We start from the raw sequence: 16,880 nt of genomic DNA, 5'->3' as shown, positions 1-16,880 counted from the left end.
AGCCCACCCCCCCTGCCCCAATGCCCAAATCAGAAAATAAAAATAACCACTCCCAGGAATTAATGCGAAAACTATACTATCTTTAAACGGTAACAGTATCTTTTAAGGATAAAGGATGCACACCAACGCAGCGAAAGGCACCGAAGTTCACTCTGGCGAGCAATTCGGCATAAAAGGTTACTGGGTTAACAAAGATCCTGATAACCCGGAAGTCGTCTATATCGAAGATATTGAAGACGAAGTTCCTGCACATGCAGGAAGAGCAACCTATATCTATTTTGGTCTTAATCAACCTACCCCGGAAGAGATTAATTTTTTGAGACAGACCATGCCTGGGGAGATTGTTACTGGGGATACTTGGTTTTGAGGCAAGCATAAGTTGGGTACCTGGCCTGACATAATAAGCTCAGCGTCCCTATTCCCAAAAAATCAAAACCACTAAACTCTCCACTAAAAAATGGCCTTAGAAAAACACCTTCATCTATACTTAATAAGTATTTCAATGGATTGGAGAGAGCGTGATAATGATTAAGAGACTATTGTTACCAATTCTACTCCTTGCTCTACTGACTCCCTGTGGCTATGCAACTATCAAAGTAGGAACAGTCACCTTTGACCCGCCTTATGTTATTTCTTTAAATCAAGGTTTTGAGATTGATTTAATAAAGCTTATTTGTCAGCACCTTAATCAACAATGTGAGCTGATTCCAATGGAATATTTTAGTTTGTTCAGAGAATTAAATAATAACAATATTGACATTGCTATAGATGGCATTGATTTTTACAAGGCTCCTAACCCCTTAGATGGTCATTATATTTTTTCCCTACCCTATTTATTGAGCGAGGGTCAATTTCTAGTATTGAAAAATAGTGGAATCACAAAGGTTAAAAATTTGCCTGAAGGAAGCAAGGTAGGATTGATTAGAGAGAGAATCAACGCTAGTAAAGGTATTTTTTATAATTTTTTATTGATAACTATCCTCAGTTTAATCCCATCCTTTTTGAGGATATGGAAACGCTGATTGATTCTTTGAGTAAAGGCCTCATTAATGCTGCATTTGTAGATAATAATGAGGCTAGATACTGGGAAACTTATGGTAGCGGATTATTTCATTATATCGGTAAACCCATGAAGGTTGCTGACGGAGTGGGTATAATGGCTTTACCTCAAAATTTTGTATTGATACAGCAAATTAATCAAGTTTTACTGCAAATAGAAGACGATAACGAATACCTTAATCTATATACGACCTATTTTGGAATGAATCCATAATATCGCTCTATCAAGGCTACACCGCTAATAAGGTTTAAAAATGACCTTATTGATAGAAGATTGCTTTTTAGTAATTTTTCCTTTTATTGTTATTAATTTTTGATGGATCAACGCTGCCAGATTCAATTGATTTTTCAGGGCACTCGTAAACTCATTCAGCCGATCAAAAATGAGTCATTGCTACAACGTTTAATTCGACCATTTAATAGTCGGTATGTTATAGTCCGTTTCAATTTTGGTTAATAGTACTAAACGCTTTTTATGATAAGCAATTGGAGTGCTCCTTTTCTTTATTTAAAAAACCGCCCACTTCCTTTTTTCTACTCAGGAAGTGTCAGGTTACCTATGGAGTTCCGTTGAATCTGGCGTTATCCGTGACGCCAGCCTTGACTTTCTTAAAGCTATACAACATACATGGGCTTATAATCCCTATAAAAAATGCAATGCCACCCTACTCACACAATCGAATAATTCTACAGAGCAAAAATCAACCGACTATTTTTGGCATAGTAAAAAAGCGCATCTTTCTTTAGAAACTTTTGCGGCACTGGATGGTCTTGGCAACTGGGATGAGCAAGCCCGTCTTATTGAAACTCTCCTTGGTGTAATTCATGGAAGTATTCTAAATGGCCTAACTCTTGGCATAGACTTTCGCGAAGTATTTCTGGTTGCTGAAGGTGAAACACCACCACCTCACTTTCGTCCAGGTATCGATAGTTGTGTGACAAGCATTACTGACTATAAAAAAAGACAGAACGACTTCCTTACCAATTAGCAAAAGCTATTTTTGATAAATTTAAACCAATCCCTCTCAACAAAGGGCAAACACACGATCATTTAAAATCAAAACCCTTTTTTGACCATTATTCAAGCAGTTTTCATTCCCCTAACAGGAATCAAGAATACATTAGCTACACCACCTCTTTAAAAGATTATCGTTATTTCAATTCTGCACTAACCGCTTATATTCATTTTTACCTGCAAATGAAACATGGCAGTACACCTCCAGTTATCGCGTTAACCAACCCTGCTGGCACCAATGAGTTACTACCTTTCTTGCAGCACTGTACAACCCACCATATTCGCGAAATAACCATTGTACTCAAGGGAAGCCAATATACAGAGCAGGCCGAACGCCAAAAGGTTTTTGAAGACATTTTAGACGCGGTCAAGCAAAGTAAATGTCGGTCGCTTGTACAAGTCGTTCTAATTACCAAAGATAATGTCGATGCTAATTTGCTTGCCCTAAGACCCATTACACAAGACAAAACAGCACTCTTCCAATCTTTACCTCAAGAAGCAGGCTATTATTTATCTTCCATCCATATTGCATCAGCTATTTTTAGAAACATTCAAGCGTTAAGCCCAAAGCCTGAAAAATGGTTTAAAACCCTTGATTATTATAAGCAAAGACACGAAAAAAATTCGAAAAAGCAGGTACACCCTGGGGCCTATATTCTTGCTCAAGAAGCAAGTGCAAATACACGTAAGTCCAAGACTCTAACCCGGGAACAACTCAAATCCAAAGTTCGCGTATCCCTTACACATCAAGAATCCGTTGCCCAAACTCAAGCTGTCAATGAACAGGTACAGGAAACTCATTCACAAGCAGTTCATCAGGAATTAGATGAATCTATAAACCACTCATCGGCTTTTGATTCTTCATGGGATTTAAAGGTTAATTTGAAAAGTTTCTGTAACAAACTGGAATCTTTTGCAAAAATCACTCTACACTTCGAACGAGAGCAAGAACAAGTATTGAAACAAACAGGTTTCCTTACCGATTTTTATCTAAAACACCATAGTCGCCGTCATTTTTATGAACAACTTGCCAACGATAGTACCTTTCGTTTACGCATAGCAGCCAAATTTTTTGGTAATGCATTGATAGAACCTAACAGCGAATCTGACACCATCTATACGGTTAAATTGCCTCACTATGCTGTAGATAATATGGAGGAATACGTTGCCTCTGAGTTACTAAGTCATAGTGAATATATGCTTGACGGGTGCCTCGAAACAGATTTTCAAGTTAAGGAAAGCTATCTTTTTGGCCGCACGATATCCGCTATGAGGCTACATCCAAATTATAAACCCCTTCTTACAAATCCACCGCTTGTTTTTCCTAAATTATTGTACAACTCCCAATCACAGCAAGGTATTGCAGATGAGCCTTTATTACCATTCTATTCAGCCTTACTCGCTGAAGAAGACATAGCCTCTCTTAAAGATGAGCAAAAGCGCGAACTCATCAGTTGCGCAGAACGTTTGCTGAAGATTTTCCAACCTCATCCCGCCTTAGAGACAGAAGAGATCCAGGCTCTGGAAGAACAATTGCTCGCTTTAATCCGTTTTTATTTCCCAGATCGGAAGGAAGAAATCGAGCGTTTAGAAAAATTTATTGCAAGCTTTCCGGTACATAATGAAGATAACTTAAAAATCCTTCTACAAATTCTTATTCGCAAACATAAACAGGGATTGGAGTGCTTTTTTAAATTATTGGCCTTTTTAGAGGAACGCTCGCTATTAAACTATTTTTATAAAATTCATTTTCAATATGCAATCAACATTTCGTCGGTCGAACAACTTATTGGAAGCGGCTATTATAATAATTTTCTAAAATTGGCAGCAGAAACTCCCGTAGGAAAATCACCAAAAATTGGCCAGCTTTTCAAACTCTCGGTCATCATCTACTCATATATACGGCACAAAATGATATTAGCTTTGATCTGGTGAAACTTCGCAAGTTAGAAAATTTGTGGAAGCATCTTTATATAAAATTTATGGCATACACCGGAAATGAAGAGGAAGCGCAAAAATTATTAACCCATCTTGCACAACAATTAATAAATGAAGACAGTTTATCCATTGCTCCTTTCACATCCATTCAAACCTTTTTTGTCGGCTTAGAGAATTTACTTGACCACGCGATAGCCAAACATGTTTTAAAAGAACAGATTGACGAAATCAGCGGGATTTCCCTATTACCCATGGATACCCCTTACGCTTGTACATGGAATGGTTTTCAAGTGATTTCAGCGGAAATGAATATTCACTCAGCCGCGATTAATCCGATAACAAAAACCTATACAGTTTCGAAAACCGAACTATTAGACGCTATCACAACTCACCAACCAGGTGATCGGTATCTTAAAGTAGCTGTATTTCGCTACCTCGGAACGCAAAATTTACGCGAAGACCTTGCTTTCTATCGCAAATTATACCTGTCAATGACCACCAATACGACAGATGACAACACGATTTATATTGCCGAACTTTTATGTGCCTACCATGCTGCAACATACACAGGGAATGGATATCGCCGTAATATTGCTCCAAGAACTTTTTCCACCGATTTTATGGTTTTTTTGCGAAACCATCGTTTAAGAAAAACGCTATCTTCAACACAGATTGCTTCCGGGATCCATGCGTTTTTCTTACATTTGAGTGAAGCGCAATCGGATGAAAAAAATGGCGTTCAGAGTTTATGGAGTATTTGGCGAGACTATCAGGTGTCTGCGTTTAAGATGGCTGATACGCCAATTCCAGAAATCTTTTTAAGAAAATTTCCTGCAAAAAGATTAGGGTATTTCTTAGTAACTCAGAAGGAAAATCTGGAAAAAGTCCTACCCGCGCTGGAGAATTCCAGCCACATTGTACGTCCTCTAATTCATGCCTGGAGCAGCGAGTTAAACATTTCTGAAACACACCGATCTGTGATTGAGCTTTATTTAAAAGCATTATATCCAAAGATGGGCATGAAAACGTTGCTGCATGATATCAACAAAATTACAAATCTACTCCATGCTATAAGCGTCATTGCAACGAACAATCCTAACAATTTTATTTTTCTGGTTTTTGAGCAATTTCTAGACATAACTTCCAATGTGGATACCTTTTTATCTTTGGTTGAGCTTATTGCTGTTGAACTGACAAAGCATCAAGGACAAATAGCTAAAAGTAAGATAGCGACGCATTTTTTACTCACCCTTAGAAAAAACCGCTGCTTTATGGCACATTACCCCAAGCAAAAAACGTGGTAAGTCTTCTTCTGGAGACTTGCTTAAGTATTGACGCTAAAGTAAATCCATCATCCTTTTTAAATCTTATGGAAACCTTGTTGCCGCTTGGTTTAGAAGAGACGCAGCAAATATTTACAGCACTTGTTCCTATAATTAGCAATGATGAGGGATTAGATTTCTTAAATTCTCATCCCTCTCTAAACGCTAACCAATTAAAGGATATCACTCAGTTCCTCAAAAAGGTTAAACCTGCTTCGTTAGCTCTGAAAGTACTAGATGGGCTTTACCAACAAAATCCTGCCCACGAACTTACTGAATTAATCAAGCTCTTAGAAAAGAAGCCTGAAGATGAAATTCACTCTTTACTGATACTTGGCCATGCTATTTCCCAGCAAACAAAACAACCTTTGCTTGCTGAATTGCAACAACTAACAGAACAACATCCGCGTGGCTTAAAAATATTTAGTGCGGCTGTATAAATCACAATTAGTGAATGTTGAGGAAATGTTAGAACTATTGGCTAAACCTTCTTTGGAACAAGCCATCGCAGTATTTCACCGCTCAAAATATAAAGAGAACCTGCAAAGATATCAGTATGATCCTGTCGCAGTAAGAGAAAAAATTGCGCAAATAAAGCTGAAGTCCCACGAAACGGATGAGGCTCTGCCATTAAGCGAAGAGGAACAAGAACTGTTGTGGCGTGACTACCAGTTGGTCATGTCGTATATGGTAGAAAAGCCGCTTAAGTTAAATATTAATGGGGTTCTTAAAGAACTTACCATTAATGAGTTGAATGACACGGAATGTCAACACTTATTCAAAGCACTGCAAGATCAAATCCACAAGGGAATAAACGTTCATCGTAATCAGTTACTGTTGGTTGCCTTGAGTTCCGAAGCGCTCTATCGCACCACCTACAAATTCCCACGCGATACTCAAGTCTTAACCTTGCTGCAACGTATACATTCTCCTAATAACATTATTCACGAAGTTAAAACTGGAGAAGGTAAAAGTATTATTGCTGCTATGCATGCTGCTTTATTGGCGGTTTTAGGTAAAACAGTAGATGTGGTCACTGAAAATAATGAATTAGCAAAAAATGCGCTAGAAAAATTTTCATCCTTTTATCACTATTTAGGGATCCCTCACGGGGAAACTATTATCACCGCACAAAGTGCGCATACTGAATACACTGCTAACGGGATTAATTATTCTACGGCATCGAATCTTTCTTTATTCCGTATGCGAATGGCATTAGCAAAGAAAGCACTGCCAAACAATCCCGCGCTGGTCGCTGATGAGATCGATGCTGCTTTAACCTCTACAGTACTGTTTCGCTTAGCTGCGACGTTGGATCCGTTGCTAAATGATACGGAGTCCTGGACTCAGCTTTATAAATTGCTACTTGAATTTGTCAAAGAAAGAGATATTTACCTTAATAATCCCTGCGCCGAAACAGACGATATTACTAATTTAAGAAATTATTTTATTGCCAAAAATCCTCGTCATGTATTTTTTAATTTTACCGAAAAAATTCCCGATGAGTTATTAGGTGCTTTAATTGAATCCGCTACGATAACTCATGAACTAGAAGAAAAAGTAGACTTCTTTACAGTAAAAATGAAAGGGAAAAGTGGAGTCCATAATTATGCAGCACCAATTGTTAGTAGTAGACCCGATCCCCACGTTAGCTATTCAGACTACGTACAACAACTTCTGCATACACTACTTAATAATAAGAATCCGGCACCCGCTCATCCATTTATAATAGAGCCCAGCACAGAAACAATTATTGTTAACGCTGCCAAAATTTTCTTTGATTATTACCGTTTACATAACGGCCCTATCGTCGGTTTAACAGCAACGTCCGGTTCTCGTGTAGATCGCACTGAATTTTATGAGCAGCAGGGTTTAGTCGCTTACCGTTATCCAACCTTTTATCCCGATCAATCAGAAGACTTGGGATTAATAACTGCGTTTGGGCCGGAGGCTCATCTTAATAAGACACTTGAGTGGATTAAGCAGCGTAAACAACAAAATCCAGCACAACCCATGTTATTAATTACACGTTCACCGCAAGCGACGGATCAGTTCCGCGACTTCATAGCAAGAAGTACTGACTGGAAAGTACAGAGCTATCATGGCTATGAAGAAGCAGGGAAATCAGAGGAAAATGTAATCTATACAGCCGGCCTGGATTATTTTCTTACCACAGCGAACCAAAGTCTGGCGCGTGGCGCTGATATTGATCCAGAAAATGACAATGGCCTATTGGGTATTAATACTTGTACGGATTTGACGCCCAGTGAATTGGAACAAATCCAAGGCAGAGCAGCGCGTAATGGGAAAAAAGGGCAGTTCATTTCTATCATTGACGCGCAAAACATAGGCCAACCTTCCGACTCTGCAGAAACATTGGCTGCAGCCTTTAAAAACCATCAACAGCAGATCAGCCTTCAGCAACATCAAGCACGTGCAAAAATGCGTTTATTAGAAGAAACACGTTATTTAATGGTTGCTCAACTTCTCAAACTTCGCGAAAACGCCGATAAAATTTTGGCGCCTCAATTTGGGGAAGAACATTCTATCGTTGATCATCAACAATTACTGCGTGCATTAAGTACCTTAAACCGTAATGCCGAAAAGCATTATGCAGCGCTGTTAGAACAACATAGCGTAATAGATGGCGATGTAGCTAATGAATTTTTAGAAGCCAGAGCCAGCGATTATCAGCAAGTACTGGAAAGTTGGCTGCCAGAAAATAAATTTCACAATGTACAATTCATTGAACCGTCCATTCCCCTTGACAGATTACCAACCTTAGTACCTCAATTGCCGGAAGCAACGGTAGAGCAACTAAGAATTTTTGCTGATCTTTTCCACTGCAAATGGAAGCAGGACGGCCATCAGCAGACCCAACAACATTTCGAGATACTAGATCAGGTTGTCGAGATTTTTGATCCCTACTTTAAAAAGAAAAGCAGTTTTAAGGAAACGATTGGCAATGCGTTAGATGAAAAAGGACTTCTCAGTGAAAAGCAAATTGAAGCCTATCTGGTTTTGATTAATACCAATCTCAATGAAATGTTAGAATATGCTCAAACGATTCCTGTTATTGGTCGCTTCGTACCGGTCGACCTCATAAAAACATTTGTTACCGACTATCTTAATAAAACTAAAACTCAAATTCGCGAAAAGAAATGGGATGAAGTGAGCCCGCCAACCATCGATCTTTCTACTATAACGAACTGGTTTTCGGGTATCAGTAACACACTCACGGTCGGTTCTTTATTTATGAGCTTTATAGGCGGGCCAATACCCTTTATTATAAATCGTTTTATCGTACCAACTGTTTTTGGATGGATAAGAAATGTGCTTAAACGACAATTTGCTAATTCAGAATGGCTTGTCGCACAAGTACTTGTTGGTCTTGATGATATTGGCAAAGATTTGTCAGAAACTATTAGTGCACTTATTTCCTTAGCAAATGAAAAAGATATTAAAGTGGGTCAGCTGTTAGATAAGATTGGGCCTCTAACAAAAAATAAAGCACTTATGTTAGCGTTATCAAAATATTTAGAACTAGTTGAAATGCCGGAATACGTTCCATGGATACAAGCCATACCAGGTCTATTACCGGTATTGGAAAACTATCGTGATTCTAAAGTGGATGCGTTGCTCAACCTAGATACCTTAATGGTAGCCTTACAATATGCTTCCCACTCAGAACTCGTTTTAAACGCGTTAGAAAACAGCCCTTATAAGCCAAGTTTGCAACGGCTAACTCAATTAAACCCTAACTTCATAAATGAACTGAGTACCTTAGCACTTCCTGATTTTATTAATTTGCTGAAGGTCAGTGCCCATCCCAACTTCTTCGCGTTGTTGGAGAAACTTCCTGCAGAAATAACCTTAGTGCAGTTACAGCAATGGATTGAAACAACACCTGTGAACCAACCGGTAGACATTGAAGAAGCGCTTAACGAGTTACGTAACTACCAAACAAACCATGAACGGCTTGCTGAAGAAAATAAACAAAACTTGTTTAAGTTGCGTCACACCTATCACTTAACTCTTGAAAAATTTAAACATGGCTTCGAAAAACTAAAACCCAGATTTAAAACAGACTCCCCTATACCTGTGCAAGAAATTAAGGCTGCCCCACTAACCGTTTATGCGACTCTCTATCTTGGATTTAAATACACCGCCGTATTAACAATTGCTGCAGTCTCTATCATTTACAGTGCCTTGTATCTATCTGCCTTGGCTACCTTTGGTTGTTTCACCCTTGCAGGGTGGCTAACATTTCCTTATTTTAAAGGTTCCTTGTCTACCTGGCTGCATGGATTACCAACTGCTTCCCCAGAGACAAGCAAATTGGAAGAGATTCTATTCCTTTCATTTAAGGAAAGTCCGTTGGTAGTTGATACTTCTACTTCATCCACTGTATTGGTTTCTAATGAAATACCTACGAAGGAAGAGAAAATATCAGCCGGTGAGACCTTAGCTAGCATTGTAGACTCAACTGAATCACCACCACTTGTAGAAGCAGCAACATTGACAAAGGCACTTTCTCTTGCAGCTCCGTTAGTAGCAGAAGATGCTTCTACTACACTTACTGTATTGGCTCCCAATGAAATACCCAAGAAAGCAGAGCGAGTCCCCCTTACCCGTATAGGGGATTTAAAGTACGGTTTTTTTATGGCATCCTCATTAAAACGCTTGGGAACTCATTCTCCAAACAATACAAACATACAGCCCCCCCGCCTTCCTTCATCGGTTCTACCAGGATAAACCCAAGTTTAAATTGAGCTACACTTGTGCTTTATACTCTGTCAGCGCTAACATAATCACTATAGCAACCACGGAGATCCCCCCATGAAGAAAATAACTTCTTTGCTAGTCAGCTTATTGTTAATAACAAGCATGAGTTCGGCACACGCTGAAACTGCGATTATTAAAACATCGGAAGGTACTATTACTTGTGAATTATTTACCAAAGAAGCCCCAAACACTGTAGCTAATTTCGTGGGATTGGCAACAGGAACAAAGGAATTTAAAGATCCAAAGACCGGTGAAATGGTCAAGCGTCCTTTTTACAATGGATTAACTTTTCATCGCGTGATTAGTGGCTTTATGATTCAAGGCGGTGATCCTCTTGGCAATGGCACAGGCGGACCTGGTTATCAATTTGATAATGAAAATACACAGGCCAGTTTTGACAAGCCTGGTGTACTGGCTATGGCTAACGCAGGCCCCAATACAAATGGGAGCCAATTTTTTATTACCGTTGCACCAACACCTGAATTAAAAGGCAACTACAATGTTTTTGGCCAAGTTATTTCAGGACAAGACGTTGCTGATAAGATTAGCCAAGTACCTACAGATTACCAGAATAAACCCATAAAACCTGTGGTTATTGAAAGTATTAGCATTCAAAAATAATAAGAAGCTTAACGATACCGATGACTATTACATTTTTTGTTTTGTCCTACGTCAGATTTATTTTGAACACGGCCATCACCCAACGCGCCACGCAAATAATAGAATCGGAATGTGGAGGTCGTAGGTTGTCTCCGTTGCTCTTCTTTTTCTCCCATCTAAAATAACCTTCACAACCAAATGAGTAATATTTGAGCAAATTGTGCAAGGCAGTTAAAGCGCATTATTTTCTAACCTGAATTCTTGTTTGGAATAAGGTGGTAGGTGAGAGGGGTCAAATTGAAATACTGATGCAAGCAGCCGAAACTGGCCTTCTTTAATCCCGGATACGTCAAGAATAATGCCATTTTATAGATTTCAATAGATTAAGAGGGCTTTAATTCACTTTCTATCTTATTTTGATCTAAATGAGGTTGCAATGCCACTTTCGTAAATGGATCGTCAGCTTGTGTCAGGTTATAGGGAAGTAAGTGTGGTTCCTCATGCATGTGCAGCTCCACGTACTTTTGTGCTGTTGCATCAGAAATATATCGACCGCTTCGATCGGTATCATTGCGATAAGAAAAATAGTTGCTGTTTGGTATTTGTTTATTTGCTGTTGGTATAATACCCTTCGCTATCCCATGCTGTCGAAGTTCATTCTCAATTCGCTGCATGATATTGATCCATGCATCTGTATCAATATGCCTATGTTGAAATTGATAAATTGTAAATTGTTTACCCGATACTTTCTCGATAGGTTTTCTCTTTAAAACATCAGGGGCAAGAATTTTGGCAGATATTTCATTTTCCATTAATATAGGATAAATAATTGCCCACGCAGCTGAAATTTGGCCAGGATCAACAGAAATATGTAATTTCCAGCCCGTTGCCGCCTTTTGTCCAGCAAAGATAGAACGTTTATTCGCTGTCGCTGGTTTATCATCTCCGCTATAAGTGCTGCGACTATTACTACATCTGAAGTAAATATAACTCTCCAGTGAGTAAAAAATAGTTACTGAGCTTTTTTCCAATATTGTCTTTCAGATTTTCATACATAAGTGGATCTTTATAGGGAATTTTTTCTTCAGAGAAAAATGCTGGCGTAGAGGTAGATGGTTCAGATTTAACTGAAGCGATACTGGAATTTGCTAGTTCTTTTAAATTTCTAACAGCCTTTCTCTTGCTCAGTAGTGGCTTGCCTGTACCTGTCGAGGCGCCTTCAGTGGTTCCCATGATGATTATCTTCTTGATAACGTATACACAAAGTATAAATAATGGTCAAATCATATTCAATTTTTGTTGCGTATAAAGGATAGCATCAATGGGATAAAAATCTGCTCCCTCTTGATGAAGAGTTGATTCAATCACTACAATAAAACTCTATTTCTAGACATTTTTGGTGCACAGAGGATCAAAAATTACAAACAAGATCCCGCTCTCTATGACGTTTGCCTTTCTCCAATTGATTCATGTTGTCCAGATATCAAACATATTGCAGTTCTTTGTGATGGTACTCAATTGGCTTCAATGTTTGTGTTGGATATTAGAGATAATTATAAAACCCATTGTATCGTTACCGACGCAATTTATTGTCAAGATAACCCTACGCCTAATGCCTACCGCTCTCTGTAATCCAGAGTATTTTAAAGAGCAATATTTTCTGTACGCCATCCAGGTTAGGAATTGACTTATTTTTGATCACGCCTCTAAATGAATCTATATTTAACAAATAATCATTATTTTCATCATAAAGCCCAACTTATTAATGTAATCAGCAAGCTACAACCTAATGAGGTTATCATGGAAAGCAAAATGGAGCTCAATGAAGAAAATACATTATCCCAAATAAGCTACACGCTGTTTGGCTTGGTAAAATTCTGGATAAAGAAGATCGAGCTAATATTCTTGCCTGGCGCACCAAAAATAAAGATTACGAAAGCAATTTATGGATAGATTCTTCAACTTACGCTCCGAATGCTAAACCCGAGCTCCTGGAGCTGCTGAACTGGGCTAAAAAGAATGAGATTAAAATATGTGATGTTAACTCCCAAACCTCCATGGAAAATCAAGCATTCCAATTACATTCGCCGTTCTGACGTTTATGACAGAATGATCTACAGACAATATTATGATGATGAGATAGCAGGTCAGTACCCAAATTTTGCAGCAGCTTCTGATATGTTACGAGCAACCATTTTAGATACGGATGGAGGCGTCTATTACGATGCACGCGATATGCCGCCAGGGAAACCTCTACCCAAACTATTTAAGGCAAAAAATGACTTTTTATTTCATGCTTATCTAGGCACTTATAATAATGATTTGTTAGCGGCTGTTCCAGGTTCAGCCGATCTTCACAACTACATGGAATCAATAAAAGAAAATTATAGGCGTCTATATAAAGGTTCACCTCAGTTACTCGAAGCCCATCGCAATCCCAATAGAGAAACAGTTAGCTCAGGATTTAGTGCGCGAAGAAGTTCTACTATCAACGTCTCTGGTCCCTTGTCTCTAATAAACTCCCTCAAGAAAGCTTACAGAGACTGGACAGATGCGTTACATATTTGTAGTTTTCCTCATGCCTATTATACGCAACCGGCGACCCAGGACGTCAGTTGGTTTGACCCTAACTTACTGGATGATCAGAGGCATATACTCATTATTTTCGGCAACTCAATTAAAGACCACCTGGCAGATAATTTTCTTAAGGGCAAAATTCAGGGCTTATCCAATCAGCCAATGTTTCAAAATTCGGCTTTGAAGAAAGCACTTACACAGCTTCAGCAAGGTTTATTAGCTTTTGATAGCTCACAAATGACACTTGCCGATCTTTATAAGACCTGCGCCTCTGATATAGAACAGGGTAAAAACTATCAGGAATTAAGTCCCAAAGACAAAGTACTGTATGAAGATATATCGGGTACTATAGGAAAATGTATGGAGTCTGCCAGCAAGCTCATTGAATTAGGTAAACATAAGCAACTGGATGCAAAAACAGTCTTTGAAATGCTCAGCCGAATAGGACCTCACGCTAAAGTAGGTATGTCACAGCGCGTCGATCTGAGTAAATTTATCACTGATGTATTATTGACAGAAGATGGTAATCCGAATTTAACAACATTGGACGTATACGGTATTAAATACACCCCTCCTTCAGAACCAGAGCCGAACCAGACCACCTTTTCTAATAATATGTAGCTGATTGGCTCTATTGGGGATTAAAAACTGCATTTTTCACTCATTATTTTCTGAGAGCAACAGAAGCCGCTCCAACTATACAAGCCCCTAGGGCAACCACTCCGATTGCCAGCGCAGGCTTGAAAAATTAAAGTGGTTTGGCTTTTTTCTGCTTTTTGTGCTTGAGGCTCTTGCAGCATGGTAGGGCCATTGGGCGGGCTCGCGTTCACAACCACCCCCTGACGCGCTTTAATGGTAACTTTAGAAAATGGAATGTCATCTTTTGTTACCTCTATGGTGTAATCACCTGGTGGGACATTGAGAAAAGCAACTCCACCATCCAGTGAAGTCGCCTCTAATGTTCTAATAAAAGGATTGGTTTTATGGATAACAGGAAATATACCAAAATAAAAAGGTCTTATATTGACATCCGGTGATAAAGTAGCCTTAACGCCTTCAACACCCTGTGGAATATCATCCATTGTTGTGTTTGGAGGTGTAATGGTTGCAGCAATCTGGCAAGCTTGTGGATCTTCAGTTACTCCCATGGCGAAAGACAGGAATTTATAAGCCAGGTTTGAAGGAACCTGAAATGAAATATTTTTTAAATAATTTTGGTTATTTATTCCTTCTGACGGAGGTATTAACGTCGCTGTTTGTGTCGTCTTATACCCAGACCATAAAGACCCTGGTTTCTCAAAACGCAATGTAATAGCTTCCCCAGCAGGCCATTCAAAAGGGCCGAATCGTCCATTGACGTCCGTTTTAAATGTTAACGTTTCATTTTCAACAACAGTAATCGTTGCATCCGCGATAGGCTCACCGGATATAAATGAACGGGCAAATCCAGAGATTAGGACAGTACTCATTATAAATTCCTTTTTAAAATGATTTAGAAATCAATACCCTTAGGTATGATTACACTGTAAAGAATATCATCTTGAATGTAAAGATAATTACCAGAATATCAAATTTAGAATCAAACAGTCCTAACATGCATCCCAATTTTTGTGATACACCTATGCTTCCCTATGCGAGGACATATTATAAAGACAACGATAAAAATTCCTGATAATCTTAAAATGGAAGTGGATACACAAAATATTATCATCCCATGATCCATGGCTATTTTATTTAATAAACACGGGTTTTCTGCGAATTACAGTTTAAAACCAAATTCGATTTTTGAATTCTGAAATTAATATAAGGGAAGATGACTATGTGCGGTATCGCTGGAGAATATCAGTTCAATAAAAAACATCCCTCTCTTTAGTTTAGAAAAAGCTAGTTTAAAACAGTTCAATCGTGGACCTGATGATGGTCAAGTTTATCAGGTTGAAGGCCTCGCTCTTGGACATAGAAGGCTAAGGATATTTGACCTTACAAATCGAGCCGCGCAACCCATGGTTGACCGTAATCTTGGATTAGCACTAGTTTTTAATGGAGCTATCTATAATTTCTTGGAATTACGAAAAGAACTGGAAGCCAAAGGCTACACCTTCGCGTCTGATAGTGACACTGAAGTCCTGCTTAAAGCCTATCATGCATGGGGAAAGCAATGTATTTCCCGGCTGCGCGGCATATTTTCTTTTGCTATTTGGGAGCAAAATACAGGTAAATTAATTCTTGCACGCGATCGATTAGGAATCAAACCACTTTATTATAACGCTAACCATTCCCACGGCTTCAAATTTGCATCAACACTGCCTGCTCTAATTGAATTTGAAGATATTGACACCTCCATCGATAAAATTGCACTACATTTTTATTTAACCTTTCACGCGGTTCCAGAACCACGAACTATCCTTTCCGGTGTAAAAAATTACCGCCAGGTTCGATGATGACCGTGCATTCAGATGGACGAATAACGCAAGAAACATACTGGCAATTAAAAATAGATGATATGAAAGCTGATCATTTGAGTAATGAAAATGACTGGTTAAAAAAACGTATGAATCATTAATGCTAGCTACTCAACGCCAAATGTTGGCTGATGTTCCTGTTGGCATTCTTCTTTCGGGTGGACTAGATTCTTCTTTGCTTGTTGCATTCGCTTCACAATTGGGAATGGAAGAAATACAAACGTTCTCGATTGGCTTCGAAGGTTCGCATGGAGAACAAGGGAACGAGTTTTTTATTCTGATCTGATTGCCTCAGAATTTAAAACTAAACATCATCAGATGTTCATTTCAAATAAGCAACTCACCCACTCTCTGGAAAAATGTGTTTCCGCAATGTCTGAGCCAATGCTTAGCCATGATAATATTGGATTTTATCTGCTTTCATACGAAGTTGCTAAGCAAGTAAAAGTAGTACTTTCAGGTCAAGGAGCAGATGAGATTTTTGCGGGTTACCATTGGTTCCAAAATATCCAGACTGGAGCTAGTTCACCTGCGCAATCGGCACAAATTATTCTTAATAAAGTAGCCGATCGATCGTTTGAAGAATATAAGCACCTGGTAAAACCAACATTCCGCACAGCTGCTCATGCGGCTTCATTTTTAACGAGGCTTTGTAAAAGAAATGCCTCGACTAATCCTATTGATAATTTGCTTTTATATGAAAGTACTTTTGCCTTAGCCAATGGTCCTTTGAGCCGTGTTGATAACATGACAATGGCGGCAAGTCTTGAAGCAAGAGTACCCTTTCTGGACGAAAGTGTCGTTGATCTGGCAGCTTCCATGCCTCTAATTTATAAACTTCCAAGTGGAGGAAAATACATTTTAAAACAACTGGGAAAGAAAATGCTCCCAGAGAAAATTATAAATCGCGCGAAAGGGTATTTCCCTGTTCCTGCGTTAAAATACTTAGGAGGGAGTACTCTTGAACTCATGCACGAAATACTCTCACCAGCTAATATAAAAAAGCGTAATATCTTTAATATAGATGCTATTCAAACATTACTTAATCATCCAGAAAAACATTTCACCCCTTCGGGTGTTTCCAAACTCTGGCAAATAGCTCTGCTTGAATATTGGCTTCAA

Annotated in this window: 18 protein-coding genes; 15 read left to right on the top strand and 3 right to left on the bottom strand. The window is 38.8% G+C overall.

What is annotated here, in order from left to right; translation table 11 throughout:
• Window positions 1-115 precede the first annotated feature (115 nt).
• The 9 genes from BN58_RS09810 (at window position 116) to BN58_RS09790 (ending at window position 10,740) form a co-directional block, all read left to right on the top strand.
• A complete protein-coding gene (locus tag BN58_RS09810; RefSeq protein ID WP_019216673.1) occupies window positions 116-367 on the top strand; it encodes a hypothetical protein in 252 nt (83 codons plus the stop codon).
• 157 nt (window positions 368-524) lie between these two features.
• Window positions 525-1,022 (top strand): transporter substrate-binding domain-containing protein, encoded by a 498-nt coding sequence (locus BN58_RS33685; RefSeq protein ID WP_019216672.1) that lies wholly within the window; start codon window positions 525-527, stop codon window positions 1,020-1,022.
• Window positions 1,010-1,273: a type 2 periplasmic-binding domain-containing protein gene (locus tag BN58_RS36020; protein WP_019216671.1), complete on the top strand. Its 264-nt coding sequence runs from the start codon at window positions 1,010-1,012 to the stop codon at window positions 1,271-1,273. Before BN58_RS33685 ends, BN58_RS36020 begins: the two co-directional genes overlap by 13 nt.
• Window positions 1,274-1,604: 331 nt before the next feature.
• Window positions 1,605-2,048: a hypothetical protein gene (locus BN58_RS28405; RefSeq protein ID WP_019216670.1), complete on the top strand. Its 444-nt coding sequence runs from the start codon at window positions 1,605-1,607 to the stop codon at window positions 2,046-2,048.
• A 209-nt stretch (window positions 2,049-2,257) separates the two neighbouring features.
• Window positions 2,258-4,009 carry a hypothetical protein gene (locus tag BN58_RS28400; RefSeq protein ID WP_019216669.1) on the top strand — a complete coding sequence of 584 codons (1,752 nt, stop codon included), beginning with the start codon at window positions 2,258-2,260 and terminating at the stop codon, window positions 4,007-4,009.
• A gap of 47 nt (window positions 4,010-4,056) precedes the next feature.
• On the top strand, window positions 4,057-5,316 hold the full coding sequence (locus BN58_RS28395) for a hypothetical protein (RefSeq protein WP_156812466.1): 1,260 nt from the start codon (window positions 4,057-4,059) through the stop codon (window positions 5,314-5,316).
• Window positions 5,310-5,774 (top strand): hypothetical protein, encoded by a 465-nt coding sequence (locus BN58_RS28390; protein ID WP_019216667.1) that lies wholly within the window; start codon window positions 5,310-5,312, stop codon window positions 5,772-5,774. Before BN58_RS28395 ends, BN58_RS28390 begins: the two co-directional genes overlap by 7 nt.
• A complete protein-coding gene (locus BN58_RS28385) occupies window positions 5,761-10,089 on the top strand; it encodes a hypothetical protein (protein ID WP_051131883.1) in 4,329 nt (1,442 codons plus the stop codon). The genes BN58_RS28390 and BN58_RS28385 overlap by 14 nt, the downstream gene beginning before the upstream one ends.
• Window positions 10,090-10,173: 84 nt before the next feature.
• Window positions 10,174-10,740: a peptidylprolyl isomerase gene (locus BN58_RS09790; RefSeq protein ID WP_019216665.1), complete on the top strand. Its 567-nt coding sequence runs from the start codon at window positions 10,174-10,176 to the stop codon at window positions 10,738-10,740.
• A 362-nt stretch (window positions 10,741-11,102) separates the two neighbouring features.
• Here BN58_RS09790 and BN58_RS09785 read toward each other — a convergent pair whose 3' ends face one another.
• Entirely contained in the window at window positions 11,103-11,750 is a 648-nt protein-coding gene (locus tag BN58_RS09785; RefSeq protein WP_019216664.1) for a hypothetical protein, read from the bottom strand.
• Window positions 11,689-11,952, bottom strand: coding sequence for a hypothetical protein (locus tag BN58_RS30810; protein WP_156812464.1), 264 nt, complete (start codon window positions 11,950-11,952; stop codon window positions 11,689-11,691). Before BN58_RS30810 ends, BN58_RS09785 begins: the two co-directional genes overlap by 62 nt.
• A 477-nt stretch (window positions 11,953-12,429) precedes the next feature.
• Here BN58_RS30810 and BN58_RS09775 point away from each other — a divergent pair, with 477 nt between their 5' ends.
• From BN58_RS09775 to BN58_RS09770, 3 genes are read left to right on the top strand one after another with little or no spacing between them, the layout of a single operon-like run.
• The gene (locus tag BN58_RS09775) at window positions 12,430-12,672 is read left to right on the top strand and encodes a hypothetical protein (protein WP_019216662.1); all 243 of its coding nucleotides are present in this window, start codon (window positions 12,430-12,432) and stop codon (window positions 12,670-12,672) included.
• The gene (locus BN58_RS37725) at window positions 12,555-12,815 is read left to right on the top strand and encodes a TcdA/TcdB catalytic glycosyltransferase domain-containing protein (protein WP_156812468.1); all 261 of its coding nucleotides are present in this window, start codon (window positions 12,555-12,557) and stop codon (window positions 12,813-12,815) included. Before BN58_RS09775 ends, BN58_RS37725 begins: the two co-directional genes overlap by 118 nt.
• Window positions 12,739-13,917 (top strand): TcdA/TcdB catalytic glycosyltransferase domain-containing protein, encoded by a 1,179-nt coding sequence (locus BN58_RS09770; protein ID WP_019216661.1) that lies wholly within the window; start codon window positions 12,739-12,741, stop codon window positions 13,915-13,917. The genes BN58_RS37725 and BN58_RS09770 overlap by 77 nt, the downstream gene beginning before the upstream one ends.
• 20 nt (window positions 13,918-13,937) lie before the next feature.
• On the opposite strand, the gene BN58_RS09765 is transcribed toward BN58_RS09770, so the two are convergent.
• Window positions 13,938-14,765, bottom strand: a complete 828-nt coding sequence (locus BN58_RS09765) for a carboxypeptidase-like regulatory domain-containing protein (RefSeq protein ID WP_019216660.1) — start codon at window positions 14,763-14,765, stop codon at window positions 13,938-13,940.
• Between the two features lie 363 nt (window positions 14,766-15,128).
• Between BN58_RS09765 and BN58_RS33680 the strand changes: the two genes are divergently transcribed.
• The 3 genes from BN58_RS33680 to BN58_RS33675 form a co-directional block, all read left to right on the top strand.
• Window positions 15,129-15,737 carry a hypothetical protein gene (locus BN58_RS33680; protein WP_332247949.1) on the top strand — a complete coding sequence of 203 codons (609 nt, stop codon included), beginning with the start codon at window positions 15,129-15,131 and terminating at the stop codon, window positions 15,735-15,737.
• A 121-nt stretch (window positions 15,738-15,858) separates the two neighbouring features.
• The gene (locus tag BN58_RS36015) at window positions 15,859-16,044 is read left to right on the top strand and encodes an asparagine synthase-related protein (protein ID WP_019216657.1); all 186 of its coding nucleotides are present in this window, start codon (window positions 15,859-15,861) and stop codon (window positions 16,042-16,044) included.
• 32 nt (window positions 16,045-16,076) lie between these two features.
• Window positions 16,077-16,880: asparagine synthase-related protein (locus tag BN58_RS33675; RefSeq protein WP_269570230.1), on the top strand; the 804-nt coding region annotated here is incomplete at its 3' end.

The organism is Legionella tunisiensis, from assembly GCF_000308315.1.
In the GTDB taxonomy this organism is placed as follows: Bacteria; Pseudomonadota; Gammaproteobacteria; order Legionellales; family Legionellaceae; genus Tatlockia; species Tatlockia tunisiensis.
This window is presented reverse-complemented; position numbering and strand designations above follow the sequence as displayed.

Coding starts and splice junctions, on each gene's coding strand:
- BN58_RS09810 (WP_019216673.1), top strand. CDS start 116: ATGCACACCAACGCAGCGAAAGGCACCGAAGTTCACTCTGGCGAGCAA.
- BN58_RS33685 (WP_019216672.1), top strand. CDS start 525: ATGATTAAGAGACTATTGTTACCAATTCTACTCCTTGCTCTACTGACT.
- BN58_RS36020 (WP_019216671.1), top strand. CDS start 1,010: ATGGAAACGCTGATTGATTCTTTGAGTAAAGGCCTCATTAATGCTGCA.
- BN58_RS28400 (WP_019216669.1), top strand. CDS start 2,258: ATGAAACATGGCAGTACACCTCCAGTTATCGCGTTAACCAACCCTGCT.
- BN58_RS28395 (WP_156812466.1), top strand. CDS start 4,057: ATGGCATACACCGGAAATGAAGAGGAAGCGCAAAAATTATTAACCCAT.
- BN58_RS09790 (WP_019216665.1), top strand. CDS start 10,174: ATGAAGAAAATAACTTCTTTGCTAGTCAGCTTATTGTTAATAACAAGC.
- BN58_RS30810 (WP_156812464.1), bottom strand. CDS start 11,952: ATGGGAACCACTGAAGGCGCCTCGACAGGTACAGGCAAGCCACTACTG.
- BN58_RS09775 (WP_019216662.1), top strand. CDS start 12,430: ATGAATCTATATTTAACAAATAATCATTATTTTCATCATAAAGCCCAA.
- BN58_RS09770 (WP_019216661.1), top strand. CDS start 12,739: ATGAGATTAAAATATGTGATGTTAACTCCCAAACCTCCATGGAAAATC.
- BN58_RS09765 (WP_019216660.1), bottom strand. CDS start 14,765: ATGAGTACTGTCCTAATCTCTGGATTTGCCCGTTCATTTATATCCGGT.
- BN58_RS36015 (WP_019216657.1), top strand. CDS start 15,859: ATGCTAGCTACTCAACGCCAAATGTTGGCTGATGTTCCTGTTGGCATT.